The sequence below is a fragment of the Streptomyces sp. NBC_01261 genome (assembly GCF_036226385.1).
GTDB lineage: Bacteria > Actinomycetota > Actinomycetes > Streptomycetales > Streptomycetaceae > Streptomyces.
The window spans coordinates 6,150,148-6,171,232 of the sequence record NZ_CP108463.1 but is presented as its reverse complement, the minus strand read 5'-3'; the positions used below and the strand labels follow the sequence as shown (position 1 = coordinate 6,171,232).

31 protein-coding genes are annotated in these 21,085 nt (G+C 69.2%); 12 read left to right on the top strand and 19 right to left on the bottom strand.

Going from position 1 to position 21,085, the window contains the following annotated elements; genetic code table 11:
* Positions 1-188: 188 nt before the first annotated feature.
* Positions 189-1,004, bottom strand: a complete 816-nt coding sequence (locus OG226_RS27395; protein ID WP_328682117.1) for a hypothetical protein — start codon at positions 1,002-1,004, stop codon at positions 189-191.
* A complete protein-coding gene (locus OG226_RS27390; protein ID WP_329350291.1) occupies positions 1,001-1,783 on the bottom strand; it encodes a hypothetical protein in 783 nt (260 codons plus the stop codon). Before OG226_RS27390 ends, OG226_RS27395 begins: the two co-directional genes overlap by 4 nt.
* Positions 1,784-1,870: 87 nt before the next feature.
* Between OG226_RS27390 and OG226_RS27385 the strand changes: the two genes are divergently transcribed.
* The gene (locus tag OG226_RS27385) at positions 1,871-2,233 is read left to right on the top strand and encodes a DsrE family protein (protein WP_328682114.1); all 363 of its coding nucleotides are present in this window, start codon (positions 1,871-1,873) and stop codon (positions 2,231-2,233) included.
* Here OG226_RS27385 and OG226_RS27380 read toward each other — a convergent pair.
* Entirely contained in the window at positions 2,227-2,421 is a 195-nt protein-coding gene (locus tag OG226_RS27380) for a DUF397 domain-containing protein (protein ID WP_328682112.1), read from the bottom strand. The two genes, OG226_RS27385 and OG226_RS27380, sit on opposite strands and share 7 nt — an antisense overlap.
* Positions 2,403-3,245, bottom strand: a complete 843-nt coding sequence (locus OG226_RS27375) for a helix-turn-helix domain-containing protein (RefSeq protein WP_328682108.1) — start codon at positions 3,243-3,245, stop codon at positions 2,403-2,405. Before OG226_RS27375 ends, OG226_RS27380 begins: the two co-directional genes overlap by 19 nt.
* 177 nt (positions 3,246-3,422) lie before the next feature.
* Between OG226_RS27375 and OG226_RS27370 the strand changes: the two genes are divergently transcribed.
* Both OG226_RS27370 and OG226_RS27365 read left to right on the top strand, forming a co-directional pair.
* Positions 3,423-3,788: a hypothetical protein gene (locus OG226_RS27370; RefSeq protein WP_328682107.1), complete on the top strand. Its 366-nt coding sequence runs from the start codon at positions 3,423-3,425 to the stop codon at positions 3,786-3,788.
* Complete coding sequence (locus OG226_RS27365; protein WP_329350289.1) at positions 3,785-4,051, top strand: hypothetical protein; 267 nt, start codon at positions 3,785-3,787, stop codon at positions 4,049-4,051. The genes OG226_RS27370 and OG226_RS27365 overlap by 4 nt, the downstream gene beginning before the upstream one ends.
* A 68-nt stretch (positions 4,052-4,119) precedes the next feature.
* Here the strand turns inward: OG226_RS27365 and OG226_RS27360 are convergent, their stop codons facing one another.
* Positions 4,120-4,803, bottom strand: coding sequence for a TetR/AcrR family transcriptional regulator (locus OG226_RS27360; protein ID WP_329350288.1), 684 nt, complete (start codon positions 4,801-4,803; stop codon positions 4,120-4,122).
* A 127-nt stretch (positions 4,804-4,930) separates the two neighbouring features.
* Here OG226_RS27360 and OG226_RS27355 point away from each other — a divergent pair, with 127 nt between their 5' ends.
* Positions 4,931-5,620 carry an MBL fold metallo-hydrolase gene (locus OG226_RS27355; RefSeq protein WP_329350287.1) on the top strand — a complete coding sequence of 230 codons (690 nt, stop codon included), beginning with the start codon at positions 4,931-4,933 and terminating at the stop codon, positions 5,618-5,620.
* Between the two features lie 48 nt (positions 5,621-5,668).
* Here the strand turns inward: OG226_RS27355 and OG226_RS27350 are convergent, their stop codons facing one another.
* From OG226_RS27350 to OG226_RS27315, 9 genes are all read right to left on the bottom strand, one after another.
* On the bottom strand, positions 5,669-6,052 hold the full coding sequence (locus tag OG226_RS27350; RefSeq protein ID WP_329350286.1) for a VOC family protein: 384 nt from the start codon (positions 6,050-6,052) through the stop codon (positions 5,669-5,671).
* A 36-nt stretch (positions 6,053-6,088) separates the two neighbouring features.
* Positions 6,089-6,349: a DUF3099 domain-containing protein gene (locus OG226_RS27345; RefSeq protein ID WP_328682100.1), complete on the bottom strand. Its 261-nt coding sequence runs from the start codon at positions 6,347-6,349 to the stop codon at positions 6,089-6,091.
* Positions 6,350-6,423: 74 nt separating this feature from the next.
* The gene (locus OG226_RS27340) at positions 6,424-6,711 is read right to left on the bottom strand and encodes a DUF1416 domain-containing protein (RefSeq protein WP_328682098.1); all 288 of its coding nucleotides are present in this window, start codon (positions 6,709-6,711) and stop codon (positions 6,424-6,426) included.
* Between the two features lie 39 nt (positions 6,712-6,750).
* Complete coding sequence (locus OG226_RS27335) at positions 6,751-7,590, bottom strand: sulfurtransferase (protein ID WP_328682097.1); 840 nt, start codon at positions 7,588-7,590, stop codon at positions 6,751-6,753.
* Between the two features lie 116 nt (positions 7,591-7,706).
* Positions 7,707-7,817: a putative leader peptide gene (locus OG226_RS51635; RefSeq protein WP_443044798.1), complete on the bottom strand. Its 111-nt coding sequence runs from the start codon at positions 7,815-7,817 to the stop codon at positions 7,707-7,709.
* 199 nt (positions 7,818-8,016) lie between these two features.
* Complete coding sequence (locus OG226_RS27330) at positions 8,017-8,763, bottom strand: LmeA family phospholipid-binding protein (protein ID WP_328686442.1); 747 nt, start codon at positions 8,761-8,763, stop codon at positions 8,017-8,019.
* Positions 8,764-8,926: 163 nt separating this feature from the next.
* Positions 8,927-10,033: a hypothetical protein gene (locus OG226_RS27325; protein ID WP_329350285.1), complete on the bottom strand. Its 1,107-nt coding sequence runs from the start codon at positions 10,031-10,033 to the stop codon at positions 8,927-8,929.
* 8 nt (positions 10,034-10,041) lie between these two features.
* Positions 10,042-10,296, bottom strand: coding sequence for a MoaD/ThiS family protein (locus OG226_RS27320; RefSeq protein ID WP_328682091.1), 255 nt, complete (start codon positions 10,294-10,296; stop codon positions 10,042-10,044).
* Between the two features lie 56 nt (positions 10,297-10,352).
* Entirely contained in the window at positions 10,353-11,237 is an 885-nt protein-coding gene (locus OG226_RS27315) for an alpha/beta hydrolase (RefSeq protein ID WP_329350284.1), read from the bottom strand.
* A gap of 203 nt (positions 11,238-11,440) precedes the next feature.
* Between OG226_RS27315 and OG226_RS27310 the strand changes: the two genes are divergently transcribed.
* The 6 genes from OG226_RS27310 (at position 11,441) to OG226_RS27285 (ending at position 17,488) form a co-directional block, all read left to right on the top strand.
* Positions 11,441-12,241 carry a winged helix-turn-helix transcriptional regulator gene (locus OG226_RS27310; RefSeq protein ID WP_328682087.1) on the top strand — a complete coding sequence of 267 codons (801 nt, stop codon included), beginning with the start codon at positions 11,441-11,443 and terminating at the stop codon, positions 12,239-12,241.
* Between the two features lie 118 nt (positions 12,242-12,359).
* On the top strand, positions 12,360-13,385 hold the full coding sequence (locus tag OG226_RS27305) for a LacI family DNA-binding transcriptional regulator (RefSeq protein WP_328682084.1): 1,026 nt from the start codon (positions 12,360-12,362) through the stop codon (positions 13,383-13,385).
* A 191-nt stretch (positions 13,386-13,576) separates the two neighbouring features.
* Positions 13,577-14,884, top strand: a complete 1,308-nt coding sequence (locus OG226_RS27300; protein WP_329350283.1) for a S1C family serine protease — start codon at positions 13,577-13,579, stop codon at positions 14,882-14,884.
* A gap of 35 nt (positions 14,885-14,919) precedes the next feature.
* A complete protein-coding gene (locus OG226_RS27295; RefSeq protein ID WP_033281327.1) occupies positions 14,920-15,126 on the top strand; it encodes a hypothetical protein in 207 nt (68 codons plus the stop codon).
* Positions 15,127-15,272: 146 nt separating this feature from the next.
* Positions 15,273-16,010, top strand: a complete 738-nt coding sequence (locus OG226_RS27290; protein ID WP_328682077.1) for a response regulator transcription factor — start codon at positions 15,273-15,275, stop codon at positions 16,008-16,010.
* Positions 16,011-16,072: 62 nt separating this feature from the next.
* Positions 16,073-17,488, top strand: a complete 1,416-nt coding sequence (locus OG226_RS27285; protein ID WP_329353528.1) for a sensor histidine kinase — start codon at positions 16,073-16,075, stop codon at positions 17,486-17,488.
* Between the two features lie 94 nt (positions 17,489-17,582).
* On the opposite strand, the gene OG226_RS27280 is transcribed toward OG226_RS27285, so the two are convergent.
* Positions 17,583-17,981 carry a hypothetical protein gene (locus OG226_RS27280; RefSeq protein WP_328682075.1) on the bottom strand — a complete coding sequence of 133 codons (399 nt, stop codon included), beginning with the start codon at positions 17,979-17,981 and terminating at the stop codon, positions 17,583-17,585.
* Positions 17,978-18,265, bottom strand: coding sequence for a hypothetical protein (locus OG226_RS27275; protein ID WP_328682074.1), 288 nt, complete (start codon positions 18,263-18,265; stop codon positions 17,978-17,980). Before OG226_RS27275 ends, OG226_RS27280 begins: the two co-directional genes overlap by 4 nt.
* A 269-nt stretch (positions 18,266-18,534) precedes the next feature.
* Here OG226_RS27275 and OG226_RS27270 point away from each other — a divergent pair, with 269 nt between their 5' ends.
* Positions 18,535-19,119, top strand: coding sequence for a PH domain-containing protein (locus OG226_RS27270; RefSeq protein WP_328682072.1), 585 nt, complete (start codon positions 18,535-18,537; stop codon positions 19,117-19,119).
* 33 nt (positions 19,120-19,152) lie between these two features.
* Entirely contained in the window at positions 19,153-19,893 is a 741-nt protein-coding gene (locus OG226_RS27265) for a PH domain-containing protein (protein ID WP_328682070.1), read from the top strand.
* 168 nt (positions 19,894-20,061) lie between these two features.
* Here OG226_RS27265 and OG226_RS27260 read toward each other — a convergent pair whose 3' ends face one another.
* From OG226_RS27260 to OG226_RS27250, 3 genes are read right to left on the bottom strand one after another with little or no spacing between them, the layout of a single operon-like run.
* Positions 20,062-20,322, bottom strand: a complete 261-nt coding sequence (locus OG226_RS27260) for a hypothetical protein (RefSeq protein ID WP_328682069.1) — start codon at positions 20,320-20,322, stop codon at positions 20,062-20,064.
* 25 nt (positions 20,323-20,347) lie between these two features.
* Positions 20,348-20,707 (bottom strand): hypothetical protein, encoded by a 360-nt coding sequence (locus OG226_RS27255; protein WP_328682067.1) that lies wholly within the window; start codon positions 20,705-20,707, stop codon positions 20,348-20,350.
* On the bottom strand, positions 20,704-21,051 hold the full coding sequence (locus OG226_RS27250; RefSeq protein ID WP_328682065.1) for a DUF6247 family protein: 348 nt from the start codon (positions 21,049-21,051) through the stop codon (positions 20,704-20,706). Before OG226_RS27250 ends, OG226_RS27255 begins: the two co-directional genes overlap by 4 nt.
* Positions 21,052-21,085 lie beyond the last annotated feature (34 nt).

Genomic DNA, 21,085 nt, shown 5'->3' with positions numbered 1-21,085 from the left:
GGCCGGAGACTCCGAGGCGGGCAGAGCCGCGAACGGCTCCTCGACCACCGGGACCACCGAGGGTTCAGAGGCCGTCGGTGTTGCCGAAGGCTCCGGAGTCGCCGGGGCGGCCGTGCGGTCCGTCATCGTCGACGCGGCCGGGGTCAGGGCGGGATCCCGGGATGTCGTGTTGTCCTGCTGCTGGTCGGTCATACCGCCTCCCCCGGGTCCTTGATGCGATCGAGTTGTTCCTGGAGCAGGCGGCCGATGGCGTACGTCTGCATCGGCTTGGCGGATTCCGCCGTGAGGGTGACCAGGACTTCGCCCTGGTAGGCGGAGCAGTAGATCGTGTCGAGCTTCTCCTCGGTGTCCTTCGGGGAGAGGAAGCACTCGGCGTTCTTGTAACCGTTGATCGTCGGGCCGGGGCGGAAGACGCCCAGGGCGTCGAGGAACTCGTTCTGGAAGCGGGACGCGCTCCGTACCGCCGACTTGTCCGCGATCTGGGCCAGCACGATGTTCACCGTCGACGCCTTGTCCGTGTAGACGGACGCCTGCTCGTCGGTGCTGACATAGCTGCGCATCGCCAGGCCCTTGGTGTGCTGCTTGTCGATCTCCTTCTCCAGCGGCTTGCGCTGCTTGAGCGGCAGTTCCCGCAACGCCTCCTTGCGCAGTGCCGCCGCCTGCGCCCCGGTGAAGGCCGTGTCGTAGCCGTACTCCGCGATGTCGGGCCCCTGACTCCAGCCGTCCGGGCCGTACGGCACGAGCGCCGCGGCGAGCCCGGACGCCTTCACCGTGCCCACCGCCTTCTCCGTGGACGACTTCGGGAACTTCCATACGGCGTCGCCCGCGTCCCGGTCCGCGCCGTTCACGGTCACGACGGTGTACCCGACCCCGCCGACCACGGCGAGGCTCAGCAGCACCACTCCGGCGATCGCCGCGATACGGCCCCCGCGCACCGGTTTCCTGACGGCATCAGGGGTCAACTCCTCGGAGCCGCCGACCAGTTCGGGTTCCTCAATGGTCACAGCCGCTCCATCTGCCGCTTGGCCAGATCCATGATCTTCTTCTTGGAGACGGGGTTCCCGGAGGAGACCCAGATCTGCATCTCGGTGTCACCGCGCCAGGCGTGCGCGTCGGCGTTGTACACGTCCGTGTAACCGGCCTTGCGGTCCGGCGAGTTGTGGACGTACGCCATCCCGTCACCGGTGCCCGGGATGGGCCAGCTGTCGGTGTGCGGCTTGTCCGCGGCGTACGCGTAGGCGTTGCCCGCGGCATCGGCGACGACGAGCTGGTCCTGCTGGCGGTACTGCACGAGCCGGATCTCGACGTAGAGCGAGCTGCCCTCCCGCCAGTTCACGACAGCCGCGCGGCGGAACTCGTTGGCGACGAGCTCACTGAAGGCGTTGGCCGGCCTGTCGTACGTCTCCGCGTACCCGGCCAGGTCCAGCCAGCCGTCCTCCCCGATGGTGTAATTCGCGCCCCGCGCCCCGCTCGGCTTCTTCAGCAGGAGCTTGCGCAGGTCGCCGTCGGCCTTGACCTCGCGGTCCTGGGCGGCGGACAGCGGCTCGGGGGCCGGCCCCTTCGCCTGCGTGAGCGTGGCTTGCGAGAGCGAGGGCAGCGCGTCGGGTGCGCGGTTCGCCTGCACGACGAAACCGGCGCAGGTGCCGGCTACGACTCCGAGCACGGCGGCGACGGCGATGAGGAGGGTGGTGCGGCCCCGGCGACGCGGGCGGGGCGCGGGCCCCGGCTCCGGCTCAGGTACTTCTTCGATGGATTCTTCCGGTACTTCCAAAACGTCCCCCACGGAACATGACGTGCGCATTCCATATGCGCGCACAGGAGACCCATGGCCAATGCAGGGAGTTGTAAGGGAGTTGATTACGATTCGGTCATGTCGAAGAAGCTCGTGATCAAGGTGACGGCAGGGGCCGACGCCCCCGAACGCTGCTCACAGGCGTTCACGGTGGCTGCCGTCGCCGTCGCCAGCGGAGTGGACGTCTCGCTCTGGCTCACCGGCGAGTCCGCGTGGTTCGCCCTGCCGGGCCGCGCCGCCGAGTTCGAACTCCCGCACGCCGCCCCGCTGCCCGACCTGATCGACTCGATCCTGGCCGCGGGCCGCGTCACGCTGTGCACGCAGTGCGCGGCCCGCCGGGACATCGCCGAGAAGGATGTCATCGAGGGGGTGCGGATCGCCGGGGCGCAGGTGTTCGTGCAGGAGGTTATGGCCGACGGTACGCAGGCACTCGTCTACTGAGCCTTAGCCGAGCTTACGAACTCCGACCAGGCGTCGACGCTGAAGACCAGGGTGCCGTGGGCGGGGTTCTTGCTGTCCCGGACGGGGACGAGGGGGAGGTCGTGGGCGACCTCGATGCAATTGCCGCCGTCCGTGTTGCTGTAACTGCTCTTGCGCCACGTCACGTTGCTCAAGTCGATGGCTCGCACGGCACTTCCTCCAACATCCGCAGGACGAACGATCGCGACTCCGCCGGGGACATGGCCAGGTCGCGTACCGCATCATAGGCACGCTGGAGGCGCTCAACCCGTTCGGTTTCCTCGATCAGTTCGCCGCGCACATCGTTCTCTGTGTAGGCCACGGTACGACCGTCGGACAGCCTCAGGAACATGGTGTCGGTGTTCGTCAGACCGTGGACCCCACTGCCGAACGGCAGGACGTGGGGTGTGATGTTTGGGTGCTCCGCCACCTCAGCCAGGAACTCCAACTGCTGACGCCAGGCTTGCTTGTCGCGCATCCCCATGCGCAGCACAGATTCGGAGATGATGGCGCGGAACGGAGGAGCCTCCTCGCCCTCCAGCAACTTCCTTCGCCGCACGCGCGCTTCGACCTGCTGCTCCAGTTCTTCGCCTCGGAGCCCGCCTGCCGTGAGGGCCTCCCTCACGTACCCGTCCGTCTGGAGCAGACCTGGCGGGGCGCTCACGGAGTACTGCCACAACCCCAACGCCTCGGCCTCCAGCGCCATGTACCGCCGGTACTGCTCCTTGAACTGCCTCGGGTCACCGGCTGCCAACTCCCACAGGGTGAGTAGTAGCGGCGCCGTGCCGTAGTACTGATCCAGCGCCTGCACGACCTCGGGCCCACCCAGCGTGCCGCCACGCTCCATCTTCCCGAACTGCGACGCGTCCCACCCCAACGCCTTCCCCAACTCCCGAAGACTCAGGCCCCGTTCACGCCTCAACCTCACCAGTTCCTCGGCAAACCGCTTCCTGGGCTCATGGCTCAGCGCCGTGACAGCCACCCGTTGCGGCATCTCAACCTCCTGTGGAATTTGTGGAATTTGGCGCGCCAGGCGCGGAAGTTGAGCCCGTTGGCGCTGCGTTCGCCTCCGCCCTGGGTCATCCTCGTAACACACCCAGGAACACACAGAGTAGTGCAACTGTCGCATTCTGTATGGAAGTTGCATAAAAAGGAAGAGGAGGAGACGCCGATGGAACCCGGAACGCTGCTCTACGACCCGGCGACCGACACGGTCGGCGAGTACCAGGACAAGGCAGGGCCCTACGCCCTGTTGCGACCCGTCGGCGGTGGGCGCGAGTGGCAGGCCGACCCCGGGTCGCTCCGACCGGCCACGGACGCGGAGCGCATCAGCGCCGGGGTCCGTGCCGCGAACTACCGCGCCCGCACCGACGCCCCGTTCCTGGTCGCCGTACCGCCGCAGCCGGCCCCCGGGTGCGCCGGCTGCGCGGAACTCGCCGAGGTCCGGGCGGCGGCACGCACCGCGTGTGACTACAGCGCCGAGACCGACGCGAACGTCCTGCTCCGCAAACACCGCAGCGAGGCCCACCCCGTATGAACCGTCCCCGCCCTCACCAGCTGATCCAGGTCCCCCCGGCCCAGGCGGTACCGCCCCCGCTCATGCCACCCGCGCCGCCCCTGCCCGTCGTGCGACAGCAGGAGCCCCCCGCACGACCACCCGCCGCACCCGTACCCCCACCCGCCCGACGTCGACGACGGTTCCGCGCGCCCCGGGCCCTGCGCGAGGACGCCTTCTGGACCGGCGCGCTGACGGCGATGTGCATCGGCGGCCTGCTGATGGCGATCATCGCCGCGACCTGAGCGGGCCTGGGGCCGCAGCTGCAGCCGTAGGCCTTCATCGCCGGGACCACCGGGGATCGGGCAAGCGGTCAGCTGGGGGCAGGGTCCTCCAGGAGTGCGAGCCGAGCGATGATCCCGTCCTCCAGCGGATCGGGGGACGGCCACGGGAACCGGGGAATGCGGGCGCGGAGCAGGATGAGGCCGTGCAGGGCCGCCCAGAGAGCGGTCGCCGTGCCGAGAGCGTCCTCCGCGCGGGACGTGCCGTCGTGCATCGCGTCGGCGACGTCGCGCAGCAGTATCGAGAACGCCTCGGCGGGGGCGAGCTGACTGGCGATGGACTCGCCGACGATGGGCGCGAGTTGGCGTACCGCCCGGTCCACGCGTTCATCTGTGGTGCTGCTGCCCCTGGGGCGCGGCCGGGAGAACAGCAGGGCGTAGAGCTCGGGCTGCTCGGCACCGAAGGCGAGATAGGCGTGACAGTCGGCCAGAAGCCGCTCACGCGCGCCTTCGGCTTCCGCCCGGGCGGTCTCAAGATGACGCACCAGCAGTGAGCGGGTCTCGGTGACCACGGCCTCGACGATCTGGTCGGGCGTGTCGAAGTGCGCGTAGATCGACGGTGGCGCGATGCCGACCTTGCGGGCGATCGCCCGCAAGGTCACCGCACTGTCCGATCCGGTCTCGATCAGCAGCTCGCGGGCCGCGGCCACGATCTCGTCGCGGAGTTGCCCTCCCTGACCTCGGGGGTTGCGGGTGCGTGCTGCCGGTGGAGCCATGGCGATGACTTTACGGCCGTAAGTTCTCATGCTCTACTTACGGCCGTAAGGTTACGTGGGTAGCGTGAAGGAAGATGACCATGGACGCTTTCGTTCGAATACGCACCGTCGCCGGGCGGTGCGCCGCATGAGCGCCACTACCGTCACGCCGCTTTCGATGGGCAACAGCAACGCCTACCTCCTGCGGGGCGAGCAGGCGGTCCTCGTGGACACGGGCGGGCCGGAGGACGGCGACCGCCTGCGCGACGCGCTGTCCGCGCAGGGCCTTCAGCCGCGCGACATCGCCCTGGTCCTCCTGACCCACGGCCACAACGACCACAGCGGCACGGCGGCGTCGTTCGCGGACGTCGGCGTTCCGATCGCGGTCGGCCTGGGTGACGAGCAGCTCCTGCGGACCGGACGCATCGGCACACTCCCGGTCAGTCATCCGGCCGGTGCGCTGTTGAAGCCCATGGTCCTGCGCGCCAAGGCCCGGCCGGTCGAAGCCGACATCCTGGTGGAGGACGGGTTCGACCTGAGTGCCTACGGCGTCGACGCGCACGCCGAGCGGTTCGGCGGCCACACCCCCGGGTCGCTCGTGGTCCGCGCCGGCGACGACACGCTCGTCGGCGACCTGGTCCGCGGTGGCGTGCTGCGCCCCCGGAGCCCGAAGCGCCATTTCTTCACCGAGGACGCCGCCGGTGTGCGCAGGGCGCTCATGACCGAGCTCGACCGCCGTCCGCGGCGCCTGCTCCCCGGGCACGGCGGGCCCCTCGACGCGGACGAGACCCGGCAACGCCTCGACAAGGTCGCGCCGGTCGCCGCCGAAGTCCGCTGACACCCGTCGTGCCGCCCGGGTCGGCAGCGGCCCGGCAGTGCCCCTCGGTCACACTCCCTGTTCCTCCCGCCACAGGCAGAAGGGGTGGCCGGACGGATCCAGCAGAACCCGTACGTCGTCCTGCGGCTGGTGGGCGTGGAGCGTGGCCCCCTCGCACACGGCCCGCTCCACTTCGCCGTCCAAGTCGTCGACCTGGATGTCGAGGTGCAGCATCATCTGCTGGTCGCCGGGGGTGCGGGTGGGCCACACCGGCGGGACGTACTCCGGCTCGGTCTGGAAGGAGAGGCCGGTGCCGCCGTCGGGTGGGCCGATCAGGACCCAGTCGGGCTCCTCGGCCCGGATCACATAGCCGAGCAGGCGGACGTAGAAGCCGGCCAGCTCGTGCGCGTCCCGCGCGTCGAGCACCACGGTGGACAGTCTCGTAGGCGACATGCCCGCCCCCTACCCGCTACCCGCTCGCCGCGTGCCTTAGGGGCGGCGCTTCCTGCCGTCCAGCTCGTCCCACCACTCGTCGGACTTGGGGTCGCCGGACGGGTCGTCCCACCAACGGTCGTCGGGGCCGCGCCGGTTGGCGACCATCGCGGCGACCGGCGGGATCAGCATCGCGACCACGCACATCCCCACGGCCGCGGGCACCGACCAGATCCGCACGACTCCCCAGGCCAGGACGAAGAGTCCGATGCAGATGCCCATCATGACGAAGTAGGTGCGACGGCGACGTGCCAGCATCTCTCCAGGGTAGGCCCGCACATGCGAAAGGGCCGCACCTCAGGAGGTGCGGCCCTTCGACAGTGAGACGGCGATCAGACGGCGATCGCGACCTCCGCCAGGCCGCCCGTCCGGGCGACCACCGTGCGGTCGGCGGTGGCGCCCGGAACGAGGGCGCGGACGGTCCAGGTGCCTTCGGCCGCGTAGAAGCGGAACTGGCCCGTCGCGGAGGTCGGGACCTCCGCGGTGAACTCGCCGGTCGAGTCCAGGAGCCGGACGTAGCCCGTCACCGGCTCGCCGTTGCGGGTCACCTGGCCCTGGATGGTGGTCTCACCGGGCTTGATCGTCGAGGCGTCGGGGCCGCCGGCCTTCGCTCCACACATGTCTTGGTTTCCTTCAGGTCGCAGCGGTGGTGCGGTTGCTTACTTGTTGGCGCCGAGCTCGATCGGAACGCCGACCAGGGAGCCGTACTCGGTCCAGGAACCGTCGTAGTTCTTGACGTTCTCGACACCGAGCAGCTCGTGCAGCACGAACCAGGTCAGGGCCGAGCGCTCGCCGATACGGCAGTACGCGATGGTGTCCTTGGCCAGGTCGACCTCCTCGTCGACGTAGAGCTCCTTGAGCTCGTCGTCCGACTTGAAGGTGCCGTCGTCGTTGGCGTTCTTCGACCACGGGATGTTGCGCGCGGACGGGACGTGGCCCGGACGCTGCGACTGCTCCTGCGGAAGGTGCGCCGGCGCGAGCAGCTTGCCGCTGAACTCGTCGGGCGAACGGACGTCGACCAGGTTCTGCGCGCCGATGGCGGCCACGACGTCGTCGCGGAACGCGCGGATCGCGGTGTTCTGCGGCTTGGCCTTGTACTCGGTGGTGGGGCGCGAGGGGACTTCCTCGACCAGCTCGCGGGCGTCCAGCTCCCACTTCTTGCGGCCACCGTCGAGCAGCTTGACGTTGTCGTGGCCGTAGAGCTTGAAGTACCAGTAGGCGTACGACGCGAACCAGTTGTTGTTGCCGCCGTAGAGGATCACCAGCGTGTCGTTGCCGATGCCCTTGCCGGACAGGAGCTTCTCGAAGCCCTCCTGGTCGACGAAGTCACGGCGTACCGGGTCCTGGAGGTCCTTGGTCCAGTCGATCCGGATCGCGTTCTTGATGTGGTTCTTCTCGTACGCGGACGTGTCCTCGTCGACCTCGACGATCGCCACGCTCGGGTTGTCGAGGTTGGCCTCGACCCAGTCGGCGTCGACCAGGACGTCACTGCGGCTCATGCTTTTCTCCTCCGGGGCAGTTACGGCGGTGCGGTGCGTGAGAGAAAGGGTGCGCGCTCGCGCGGGTGTCCCTGATCAGGGACACGGAGGGGGAGGACGGAAGCCTGCGCTTCCGCTCAGACAGTGCGACAGAGCATGGCGGCGACGCGGCACAGGTCTACTGCCCGCCGCTTCGTGAGGTCGTCCGCCTGGCCACACGGCCGGAGGGCGCTGAATGTGCACTGCATAGGGTCGATCGTAGGGACGGATCGCGGGGCATGTCACCGGTGTGTCGTATTTTGAGACGCGATCGTCCGTGATGTGAGACGAGAAAGCCGGCAAGGGCTCCACGGCGGGGAATCCGGGCTCACTCGGCCGTTAATTCCCCTGCCGTACGGACACCGCCGTCTCGCCCCTCGGACAGGCACCGCCCACCCGGACCTCGACCTACCCGGCCAGCCTGACGTTCGAACCCTTCACCTTGATGTCCACACCGCCCTTCGCGGCCTGCACACTGTCCAGCTTCACACCGCCCGGCAGCTGGTCGAGCGTCTGCTGGAAGTCGGTGATCGAGCGGACCCGGGAGTCGGCGAGGTCGACGACCAGCTTGGGCAGGTTGTCCGCGTGCACCTTCACCGTGTTCCCCACGACGGTGACCGTGCTGAGCACCGGATACGTCGTGGTCCCGATCCCGGTGACCGTGACCTTCATGTCGGCCTTGATCTTGCCGTCGCCGCCGTCCGACAGGCTGACGATCTGGGCCGTGACGCCGGTGAAGACGGGCGTCGGCGCGGACTTGGCGGCCTTGAGCAGCTGGTCGTAGGAGATGCTCGCGGTGCCCGTGGCGCTGGCCGCCGTGGCGGAGCTGTAGCCGCTGGAGAACTTGACGTCCTTCATGTCGGCCTTGAGGTCGTCGATCCGGATCGTGGTGGCGCCGCCGGATGCGCTCGTGTTGCCGGTCGGGGCCTCGTACTGGCCGACGCCGAGTTCCACGTCGTCCAGCTCACCGGAGGCGACCTGGGTGAGGAAGGGGAAGCCCTTGATGGAGACGTCGGGGGTGCTGGCCAGGTTCTCGCTGGTCTTCACCTTGGACGCGGCCTCCTCCTCCGCGAAGTGGAGCGCGACCCGGTCCACGACCACGAACAGCACCCCCAGAATCACCACGACGATCAGAAGTATTCGTAGCCCGCGCATGTACGGAGATCCCCACCCGGTGGTCGTCGACGAAAGCGGTACGACGACCTGATGGCCGCCGAGCGCGAGAGTAGTCCTGCGGGACGCGTGTATCGCGAAATTGTCGATCACCTGTGACAGGTCTCTTAACCACCGCCCACGAAGCGGCAGTTGGCCTGTCGGGCTATACGAGCGCCCGTCCCAGCAGGTACACCGCCGGGGCCGCCGCCGCGAGCGGCAGGGCCACACCGGCCGTGAAGTGGACGAAGCGGGACGGGTAGTCGTAGCTCGCCACCCGGTGGCCGATGAGCGCGCAGACCGCCGCGCCCGCGCCGAGCAGCGCGCCCTTCGCGCCCATGCCCGTCATCCCGCCCACGGCGATGCCCGCACCCGCCGCCGCCAGCAGTGACACGACGACCGACGCCACGGTCGGCAGCGGCAGCGCGCGGGCCAGGATCGCCACCGCGACCGCCGCCGCGCCGACCGTCACCGCGTCCGGGTCGGCCGCGAGGTGACCGGCCGCGACGATGGCCAGGGCCGCCGAGGCGACCGTCGCCATCAGGCTCGTGATCCGGGTGTCGGGGTCGGCGTGCGAACGCAGCTGCATGACGAGGGAGAGCAGGACCCAGACACCCAGGGTGCCGAGGATCGCGGCGGGTCCGTTCTCCCGCCCGGCCGCGAGGAGCGCCACGTCCGCGACGAGCGCACCGGCGAAGGCCAGCGCGATGCCCTGCCGCGCGGGCCACATCCCGTTCAGCCGGAACCAGCCCGCGGCCGTCACCGCCTGAAGGACGACGAGCGGCACGACGAGGGCGTACGACCCGACCTGCGCGGTGACGGAGAGCAGGAGCGCCAGGACGGCGGTGAGCCCGGCCGGCTGCATCCCGGGCTCGATGATCGGCGAGCGGCCCTCAAGCCGGGCCCGCTGGGCGTCGGTGATCCGGGCGTTGCCGGCGAGGGAGGGCGGGCCGTAGCCCTCTCCGGCGGATGCCTGTGCCCCGGGGACCTCAGGTCTGGAGGGCTGGGCAGCGGGGTCGTGACCTTGCTGGGCCGCCTGGTAGTTCTGCGGCGGGAAGTACGCCAGGTCGGACGCGGAGGGCCTGGTCCGCTGGACCTGGGTGTCCCAGGTCTGGCCCTGCCACTGCTGGGTGTACTGCTGGGCCGCCTGCGGATCGTCGTACGCCTGCTGGTGGCCTGGCCACGCCTGCGCCTGCGCCTGTTGGGGCTGCTGACGCTGCTGTGCGTAGGGGTCGTAACTCTCGTCGTAGCCCTCGTACGGCTGGTTGCTCATCGCTTCGCTCATCCTCCTGCGAACGGCGGGAGCACCTCGACCGTGCCGCCCTCGGCCAGCCGTACCGTCTCATGTCCGCGGGTGCCCACGGGGTCACCGTCGACCAGGAACGAGCATCGCAGCAGTACGCGGGCGAGTTCCCCGGGGTGTCGCTCGCGGACGGCGGCGAGGGCGTCGGCGAGGGTGGCCGCGTCGTACGGCTCCTCGGCGATGCCGGCCGCGGCCTTCGCGGCGGCCCAGTAGCGCACCGTGACCTTTGGCATGTGCTCGCTTCCTCGGTAGACCGGTGTCGACGGATCCGGCGTCAACACTCGTCAGGCTAACCGTCCTGTGAACTGCCCCAGCGCCCGATGCGGACCAGCAGGTCGTCGGTGGCCGCGTGCTCGGCGTGGCCCATGCCCGGCTCAAGCCAGAGTTCGGCCTGGTCACCGGCCGCGTCGGCCAGCATGCGGGGGTGGTCGACGGGGAAGTAGCCGTCGCGGTCGCCGTGCACGATGAGGAGCGGGGTCGGCGCGATGCGCGGGACCGCCTCGACCGGGGAGAGCGGGACCGGGTCCCAACCCCTGTGCTCGATACGGGTGTTGAGGCCGTAGCGACCGACCAGGCGGCCCTCGGGGCGGGTCACCAGCCAGTGCAGCTTGCGCATGGGGGCCGTCCCTCTGTAGTACCAGCGGGCCGGCGCACTCACGGAAACCACCGCGTCCGTGTGCGCTTCTGTGCGCCCCTCGCGCCTCCGGCCGTCCGCGTGCGCCTGAGAGCCGTGGAGAGCCGCGTGCCGCAGCACCACCGAACCGCCCATCGAGAAGCCGACGGTGACCACGCGCGCGTGCCCCTGCTCGCGCGCCCAGGCGACCGCCGCCGCCAGATCGAGCACCTCGCGGTCGCCGACGGTGGAGCGTCCGCCGGAGGCGCCGTGACCCCGGAAGGAGAAGGTGACCACGGCCCCGTACTGCGCGAACGCCTCGGCGACCCGGCGCACATGAGGCTTGTCCACGTCGCCCGTGAAACCGTGCGCCACGACGAACACCGGATCGCCGGAAGGTGACCGGGAGGCGTCGTATACGGGCGTCCCCGGTTCGTATACGGAATCGATCGTCACCCCGTCGTCGGTGTGCAGAAACGTCCGCAAAGGTGTGCGTCTGATCGTCTCAGAGTTCGGACGAACGGTGGATCGTGCCACATGACCTGCCGTACCAGCGCTCATGTGGGCTATTCTGCTGGACAGAGGACTCGGGCAGCGAAGCCCCCGGGTCCTTTTGTGCTTTCAGGAGCGTTGTATACGAAGCGGTACGCCACGGGAAACCGCAGGTGGACGCCGGCGATACAGAGCCCCCGTCGGCACAGAGCATCGCCGCAATGCCGCAGTGCCGCAAACGTCCTCGCAGGGACCGAGGAGGAACCAGACGTATGAGTTCTCTGCTGCTCCTGACCAACGCCCTCCAGCCGTCGACGGAGGTGCTTCCGGCCCTTGGCCTGCTTCTGCACAACGTGCGCGTGGCACCGGCGGAAGGCCCCGCCCTCGTCGACACCCCGGGTGCCGACGTCATCCTGATCGACGGCCGCCGCGACCTGCCCCAGGTGCGCAGCCTGTGTCAGCTCCTCCGGTCCACCGGCCCGGGCTGTCCGCTCATCCTCGTCGTCACCGAGGGCGGCCTCGCGGCCGTCACCGCCGACTGGGGCATCGACGACGTGCTGCTCGACACGGCGGGCCCCGCCGAGGTCGAGGCGCGACTGCGCCTCGCCATGGGCCGCCAGCAGATCGTCAACGACGACTCCCCCATGGAGATCCGCAACGGCGACCTCTCCGTGGACGAGGCGACGTACTCCGCCAAGCTCAAGGGCCGGGTCCTCGACCTGACCTTCAAGGAGTTCGAGCTCCTCAAGTACCTCGCCCAGCACCCGGGCCGCGTCTTCACGCGCGCGCAGCTGCTGCAGGAGGTCTGGGGCTACGACTACTTCGGCGGCACGCGCACGGTCGACGTCCACGTACGACGCCTGCGCGCGAAGCTCGGAGTCGAGCACGAGTCGCTGATCGGGACCGTCCGGAACGTCGGTTATCGATTCGTTACCCCGGAGAAGGGTGACCGGGGCGGCGACGAGGCCAAGCTCAAGGCAAGCGCCGCCATCGCCGACGCAAAGCCGGAGGATGCGGACGGCAGGGCCGATTCGGCCGCGCTGGACGCCGCCGAGATCCCGGCCGAGGCGTAACCGTTCCGGGCAGGGCGTCGCTCCTCGGTGTCGGCTCCGCGCGGAGAAGGTGCGCGGAAGCCGAGAGAAGCTGCGAAACGCCCTGCCCAGAGCGGGTCCATCCGCGTAGACTCCGCGCGTGGCCAAGGTGACTCGGGATGATGTGGCGCGGCTGGCGGGTACTTCGACCGCCGTTGTCAGCTATGTCATCAACAACGGACCCCGGCCGGTTGCCCCGGCCACGCGCGAGCGTGTCCTCGCCGCGATCAAGGAGCTGGGGTACCGACCCGACCGGGTGGCCCAGGCCATGGCGTCGCGGCGTACGGACCTCATAGGCCTGATCGTGCCGGACGCGCGCCAGCCCTTCTTCGGGGAGATGGCGCACGCGGTCGAACAGGCCGCGTCCGAGCGCGGAAAGATGGTGCTGGTCGGCAACTCCGACTACGTGGGCGAGCGCGAGGTCCACTACCTGCGCGCGTTCCTCGGGATGCGGGTCTCCGGCCTGATCCTCGTCAGCCACGCGCTGAACGACAACGCGGCCGCCGAGATCGACGCGTGGGACGCCCGGGTCGTCCTCCTCCACGAACGCCCCGAGGCGATCGACGACGTGGCGGTCGTCACGGACGACCTGGGCGGCGCCCAGCTCGCCGTACGCCATCTCCTTGAGCACGGCTACGAGTACGTCGCCTGTATGGGCGGTACGGCGGACACGCCGTCCGTCGGTGACCCGGTCTCCGACCACGTCGAGGGCTGGCGGCGCGCGATGACCGAGGCCGGCCTGCCGACCGAGGGCCGCCTCTTCGAAGCCCCGTACAACCGCTACGACGCCTACCAGGTCGCGCTCGGCATCCTCGCCGGGCCCCGTCGTCCCCCCGCGATCTTCTGCTCCACCGACGACCAGGCGATCGGCCTGCTGCGGGCCGCGCGCGAGCTGCGCATCGACGTACCGCGCGAGCTGGGTGTCATCGGCTTCGACGACATCAAGGAAGCGGCCCTGGCCGACCCGAAGCTGACAACGATCGCATCGGACCGCCCGGCGATGGCCCGCGCGGCCGTGGACCTCGTCCTCGACGACGGCCTGCGGGTCGCGGGGTCGCGCCGCGAGCGGCTGAAGGTGTTCCCGTCGCGGCTGGTGATACGGCAGTCCTGCGGGTGCGAGGGCTGAGCCCACCCGTGGCGGAGGTCGCCGGGTTGGCTGCGGCGGCGGTCGCGGGGTTCGCTCCGGCGGTCGCGGGGTTCGCTGGAATCCCCGAGTTTCCGGGGCTCCGGCGTCTTTATATCGGGCATACGAGGTTCTGTCGGGCTTCTCAGCGGGCACTCAGGTACCTCTCATGATCGCGCGACAGGCTCTGTTCCATGACCGAGAGCTTCCGCCGCAGCGGCGAGTACGAGACCCCCCAGGGCGACCAGCCGCAGGCGTACCCCCAGCAGCAGCACGCCTCTTCTCCCGTGAACCCGGAGTGGCCGCCCCCGCCGGCCTACCAGCCGCCGGTGCCGCAGACGCAGCCCGTGCCGCAGTCTCAGCCCATGCAGCAGACGCAGCCCGTGCAGCAGACGCAGCAGCCGGCCGCACCCGGGTGGCCGGACCGGACTCCCGCCCCCTCGCCCGCCCCACAGGCCGCCTTCGGCGCCGACGGTGGAGCGTACGGCGGCGGTGACGGCTACGGCGCCGGTGACGGCGGGGCTCCCGCCGCCGACGGCAGCGGCGGTCACGGCGGCGGCGACACCGCTCTCCTCACCCACGTCCAGGGCGAGGCGCCCAAGCCGAAGAAGCGCACCCGGGGTCCGTTCGCGCTGCTCGCCGCCGTGGCGATCGTCGCCGCGGCCGTCGGCGGCGGCACGGCGTACGCCTTCCAGGAGCTGACCGGCAAGGACACCGTCGCCACCTCCAGCACCACCACGGCCGTCGTGCCCTCCAGCAAGAAGGGCGACGTCGCCACGATCGCCGCGACCGTCAGCCCGAGCGTCGTCGAGGTCGAGGCCACCCTCAGCAACGGCTCGTCGACCGGCGCCGGCGTGATCATCACGACCGACGGCCAGATCGTCACCAACAACCACGTCGTCTCCGGCGCCTCGTCCATCAAGGTCAAGACGAGCGACGGCAAGTCGTACACCGCGAAGGTGGTCGGCACCGACAGCAAGAAGGACCTCGCGCTCCTCAAGCTGGAGAACGCCTCCGGCCTGAAGGCGGCCACCCTCGGCAACTCCGCCGGCGTCCAGATCGGCGACACGGTCGTCGCGATCGGCTCCCCCGAGGGCCTGACCGGCACGGTCACCAGCGGCATCGTCTCCGCCCTGAACCGTGACGTGACCGTGTCGACGGACGAGAGCCAGAGTCAGAGTGGTTCGGGTTCGGGTTCGGGCGGCAGCGGTCAGTGGCCGTTCCAGTTCGGCGGCCAGCAGTTCAACGGCGACACCGGTTCGTCCACGACGACGTACAAGGCGATCCAGACCGACGCGTCCCTCAACCCCGGCAACTCCGGCGGCGCCCTGATCGACGCGAACGGCAACATCATCGGCATCAACTCCGCGATGTACTCGTCCAGTTCGGACTCCTCGTCCTCGTCGTCCGAGGCCGGAAGCATCGGCATCGGCTTCGCCATCCCGATCAACACCGTCAAGGCGGACCTGGCTTCGCTGCGGGCGGGCGGTTCCGACAGCTAGGCACTGCCCCACACGAACCAAGTAGGGAGTACGTCATGATCAAGCAGGTTTCGCACACGGTGACCGACACCGGAGCGGCCGGTCTCGGCCTGGCCCTCGGGGTGGCGTACGAACTGCACGCGCCGGCGGCGCGGGCGCCGGAGGTGGCACCCGTCCCGGAGCTGATGGGCCTGCGCACCAGCGCGGCCCGCCCGCACCACCGCAAGGTGCCGCTGAACCGCCTCCAGACGATGCGCGGCTGATCTCACTGAGGATGGAGGGGCGAGGCTGATCTCACCCTTTTTCTCACTTCCTCCCCTCTTCACGCACCGGCCGGGAAACATGCGAGGCTGATTGCGACCAGCCGATCGTTGTCTCCCCGTCCCACCGCACCCGAGGAATCCAGCCCATGAGCCCCGCCGAAGGCGACCGTGACACCCAGCGCATCCTGATCGTCGACGACGAGCCGGCGGTACGCGAAGCACTCCAGCGCAGCCTCGCGTTCGAGGGGTACGACACCGAGGTCGCCGTCGACGGCGCGGACGCGCTGGAGAAGGCGACCGCGTACCAGCCCGACCTGGTCGTCCTCGACATCCAGATGCCGCGCATGGACGGCCTGACGGCGGCCCGCCGGATGCGGGGCGCCGGCACGACGACCCCGATCCTGATGCTGACGGCCCGCGACACGGTCGGCGACCGGGTGACGGGACTGGATGCCGGGGCGGACGACTACCTGGTCAAGCCTTTCGAACTCGACGAACTCTTCGCCCGCGTACGGGCGTTGCTCCGCCGCAGCTCGTACGCGGCGGCCGCGGCGGCCGGTACCGCCCCCGAGGACGACTCCCTCGCCTTCGCCGACCTCCGCATGGACCTCGCGACCCGTGAGGTGACGCGGAGCGGTCGCCAAGTCGAGCTGACCCGAACGGAGTTCACCCTCCTGGAGATGTTCCTGGCGCATCCCCGGCAGGTCCTCACCCGCGAGCAGATCCTCAAGGCGGTGTGGGGCTTCGACTTCGAGCCGTCCTCCAACTCCCTTGATGTGTACGTGATGTACCTGCGCCGCAAGACGGAAGCAGGGGGTGAGCCTCGGCTGGTGCACACGGTTCGGGGTGTGGGGTATGTGCTGCGACAGGGTGGGGCCGAGTGAAGAACGTCCTCAACCGGTTCCTGCACCGGTTCCGGACCCTGCCGATCCGGTCACGGCTGGCGATGCTGGTCGCGGCGGCGGTGGCTTTTGCGGTGGCTGCGGTTTCGGTCACCTGTTGGTTCATCGTGCAGGGAAAGTTGTACGACCAGATCAACAACCAGCTCAAGACGTCGGCGAGCAACCCGCAGCAGCGCAGCGTCATGGACGCCATCAGGAGCTGCGACCAGGTCAGCTCGTCCCCGCCGGACACGACCGGCTTCCATCCGCCCTCCGAGTACTACTTCCAACTGGTGAGGTCGAACGGCAAGTCCTGCATCCCCTCGGGCTCCCCCGGCACGGTAAGGGTCACCAACGCCGACATCGACGTGGCCAAGAAACCGACAAAAACCATCATCCACAACGGCGTCGACACCAAAGGAACGCCCGTACGGGTGCTGACGGTGCCGCTGGTCACCCTCGACGCAAACGGCAACCGTACGGTGGTCGAAGGCGTCGCCCTCGTGTACGCCTTGCCCCTCAAGGGCACACAGTCCACCCTCAATGAGCTGGCCCTCCTTCTCCTTCTTGCCTCCGGCATCGGAGTCATCGGCGCCGGAGCCGCAGGTCTCGCGGTCGCCCGCGCAGGTCTCCGCCCCGTCGACAAACTCACCGAGGCCGTCGAACACGTGGCCCGTACCGAGGACTTGGCCGTTCGCATCCCGGTGGACGAGGACAGCGACGACGAGATCGCCCGCCTCTCCCGCTCGTTCAACTCGATGACGACCTCCCTGGCCAACTCCCGCGAGCTGCAACAACAACTCATCGCGGACGCCGGTCACGAACTCCGCACCCCCCTCACCTCCCTCCGTACGAACGTCGAACTCCTCACCCGCAGCGAGGAGACCGGGCGCCCGATCCCCCCGGCGGACCGCAAGGCGCTCCTCGCCTCGGTGAAGGCGCAGATGACCGAACTGGCGTCCCTGATCGGCGACTTGCAGGAGTTGTCCCGCTCGGAGGGCCAACGGGGTGAGCGCGTCCAGGTGGTCTCGCTCCAGGACACCGTGGAATCCGCCCTGCGCCGAGCCCGCCTGCGCGGCCCGGAGTTGACGATCACGGCGGACGTACAGCCGTGGTTCGTGCAGTCGGAGCCCTCCGCCCTGGAACGCGCGATCGTCAACATCCTCGACAACGCGGTGAAGTTCAGCCCCGAGGGCGGCACGATCGAGGTCCAGCTCACGCGTGGCGTCCTCACCGTCCGCGACCACGGCCCCGGCATCCCCGACGACGAACTCCCGCACGTCTTCGACCGGTTCTGGCGTTCACCGTCGGCACGCGCCCTCCCCGGTTCCGGCCTGGGCCTGTCCATCGTCGCCCGCACGGTCGAACAGGCCGGCGGCGAGGTGACCCTGGCGCACGCGCCGGGCGGCGGCACGGTGGCGACGGTACGGATCCCGGGGACGCCGACTGCACCGCCCGAAAGCTCCGCCCCCTCCCAGTAGGTAGCCCGAAAAAATGTGACACTTCTTGCTGAAGTGTCACATTTCGCGAGGGGGAGGGTCGGCTGGTTTCCGCATCCACCCGTCGCATTCGCCCTCAGTGGAAGCCGAGCATTCCAGGGGAGTCGATGTCGACAGTGACCACACCCGGCGGGTATGCCTCTTCCCGGGTCGTCAGGAGAACCGACATGCCCCTGAACTCGGCCCGCGGCAGTGCGCAGTACAGGGCGTGACAGGTGTCCGGTCCACCGTACCCATCACGGATCATGGTGCCGACGGTGACCGAGGAGACCGTGGTCAAGTCGTCGACGACCACCGAGGAGAACGCGAGCACACGGTCCCCGGCGTCCGCGTCCTCGGACTCCGCCCGCATGAGGCAGAGCGCGGGAATCCGAAGCAGGTCGCCTGGGGTGTGGGCCATGTTCGCGGCGAGAAGGTTCAACGTCTTGTGCCCGTTCGCGAGAGCACGGGTGGCACCGGTGTCCAGAATGATCACGCCGCCGCGCCTCGCGCCCTACGGATCTTCTCGGCAGCGACTTTGTACACGTTGCCGAGGATGTCGGGCGCCCTGTCGAACTCCTCGTCGCTGATGTCCAGGCCGATCACGTCCCGGACGACCTTCCGGTCGGCGGCCACCCGCTCCGCGATCTGCTCCACCGTCAGCTGCTCGCCGGCCAACTGCTCGACGAACTGGCCCAAGGTCATCCCGTGCTCCTTGGCGACCTGGGCGAGATGGTCTCGGGCCTGCCGGGACACCTGGATGGTCGTGTTCTCTGCCATGGCGCCACCATAGCCCTACCATGGCCATACCGTGTCCCGGTTCCCCCCGGTTCACCGAACCAGGCTGACCACGGCATCCTCGGCCCCGCATCAAGGAAACCTTGAGGTGGTGGGCGGATCTGTTCCGACGCCGGACGGCGAGAACAGGTCCGCCTGTGCTCACGGAGCCGAGGAACTCCTGACCGCCTCTGCGAACGGTGGCACCCCCTCCTGACGTGCACAGGTTGCTGCCATACGATCCCCCTCTGCTGTTGACCGGGGGAGGGTCCATGAGCGGGATCGAGCGGGCGTACGGACGGCGAAGACCGTTGGCCATCGTGTGGTGGCAGGTCGGCATCAACGTAGTCATCGGCGTCTACCTCGTCCTGGATGCGTCGACGAACCCCTACGTCTCGCGGCGCGGGGCCGAGGTCGTGATCCTGGCGCTCCTCCTGGGCAAGACCGTGCTGGTCCTGCTCCACCGGCAGCGGGGCCGCACGATCGTAGGCACTCAGGGGATCAGCGCCCGCAACGCCGTACGGACAGCCACCCGGACCTGGCACGACGTCTACGACATCCGGGCCGAACTGAACCCGGGCGGGCGCACCGAGAAAGCCCAGTGGACGACCTATGTCTACGGCAACGACGGCCGCAGGGTGCTCCTCCCCTACTTCGACGACTGGCAACTCCCCGACTTCCACGCCGAACTCGCAGATCTGCGTGCCGAGTCCGCCCAACACCGGTGCATGGCCTGGGAGTTGCGCCCCGAGGTGGAGGACCGGATACGGCGCCGCGCGCGACACCGCACGGTCTCGGCCGCGGTGTTGGTCACAGCCCTCATCGCCGCGGCCGCCGCGTTCGTGGTCATGGCGTAGTCCAGCGAACAACACCGGTTCTGGGGAGGGTCGATGGGCGGGGACGACGAGGACGAGCGCGACGACGGACGGGGGATCGAGCGGGAGTACAGCAGGCGGAGAAAGATGTCCCGGGGAAGGTTCGTCGCCCTGTGCATCGTCGAAGGGAACTTCGCTCTTCAGATGGCGCGGCCCGACAACACCTTCCCCGCCCGGTACAAGCTGCTCGCGGTGGCGCTCATGGCGCTGCTGAGTGTCTGGGCGATCCTCACCGTGCGACGGGGACGCACCACCGTGGGGGCCGACGGTGTCTCCACACGTGGAGCCTTCCGCGTGCGCAGGTGGGCCTGGCACGACATCTACGATCTCCGCGTAGAGACCAATCCGGGCCAACGCGGCGCCGACGTCAAGTCGTTCACCTACCTCTACGAAAACGACGGCCGCAGGGGACGCCTCCCCTACCTCGACGACTGGCAGCTCCCGGACCTCTGGGCCGAGGTCGCCGACCTGCACACCGCGTCCGCCCGGCACCGGGGCATGACCTGGGAGCGGCGCCCGGGGGTCGAGGTGCGCATCCGCGAGCGGGCCGCGTACCGCAAGGCCCAGCAGCGAGCGATCACCGGGGCCCTGATCGTCTTCTTCGCCGCCTTCCCGTACCTGCTGTGGGAGATATCCGCCGACGGCGATCCCGACCCCTTCCTCAGCCTCCTGCTCTTCTGCGCGCCCCTCGCCGTCTACGCCCTCCTCTTCCTTCTCTTCCGTCGGCGCTACATGCGAGCCCTGGTCCCCGCATAACCCCCTGCCGGCCCCAGCACAGCCGCCCGACACACCGTGTTGAGATGGCGCGGAGGATTCTGCCGGCCGACGACGACGAAGACGTGCGGGGTTGGCCGGCGGGGCTGTTCCAACGGCGGTCGGTGCCAAGCCCGTTCGGTGTCGGGTCAGCTGGAACTGGTCCACCGATCACGGCCGCGGCAGGGCGTCCGGTCCGTTCGCGAAGTGCTCGTCGCCGAGCGGGCGGTGGCCGCCCACGCGTTCCCGCAACTCCCTGTGCGCGGCGACCATCCGCTCCGCGGCCTGCTCCGACGTCAGCTGCTCGGCGGCCAGTTGCTCGACGGCCAGTTGCTCGACGAGTTGCCTCACGGTCATGCCTCGGTCCTTGGCGACCTGGGCGAGGTGACCCCGGGTCTGCCGGGAGACCCGGATGGTCGTGGTCTCTGCCATGGCTCCCATTCCCCGACAGTCTCTGCTACGGCTCTGCCGGAGGCGCCTCTGGCGATTCGTCCCCCAGCCAGAAAACCTGCTCCACGACGATCTGCGGATCCTCCACGCGTGGCACGAAGGTGTAGATGAGCCAGCCGTTTCCTTGGTCGAAGAAGAACATGCGAGCGCCCTTCGGCTGGCTCGACAGTGCCGGCTCGACGGTCATGCCCTCAGGCAGATCCGCATCGGTTTCGATGCCTCGAAAGTACGGATCCTTCGCCGTGACCAGTTCGGCCCGCACGGCATCGACGATCTCGCGGATGTGGTCGGGCAGTGCGTCCCGGGCAGCGAGAGCATCGAGCCGCCAGTCCATCTGCCAAGGCGGCCCCATGAACCCGTCGGTCACTCGCCGGGCTGCGTCCGCAAAGCCTGGTGACGAATCTTCGACGCCTCATCGAGAAGAACCCTGGCCTCGGCGATGTCCGTGGATTCAGCCGCACGGTGTTCCAGGTCGTGCAGGTGAGCATCCAGCTTCGGATCACGAGCGATCGCGTACTCGATCCACCAGCGGGCCACGAACGCGGGCACCGGACCAAGGTCGTAGGTGTCGGCGATCGCCCACTTCCAGTGCGCGTCGAAGTCAGGGAGGAGCGTGGGCGCGTGCTGGGCGATGGCCTTGCGCAGCCCCTTCGGCGTCCGCTCAGGCATCGGAGGGACAACCGACTCGGGTTCCGCAGCGTGAGCAGCCATGACCGATGTCCTCCTTCGACGCGTGGTGTCTACG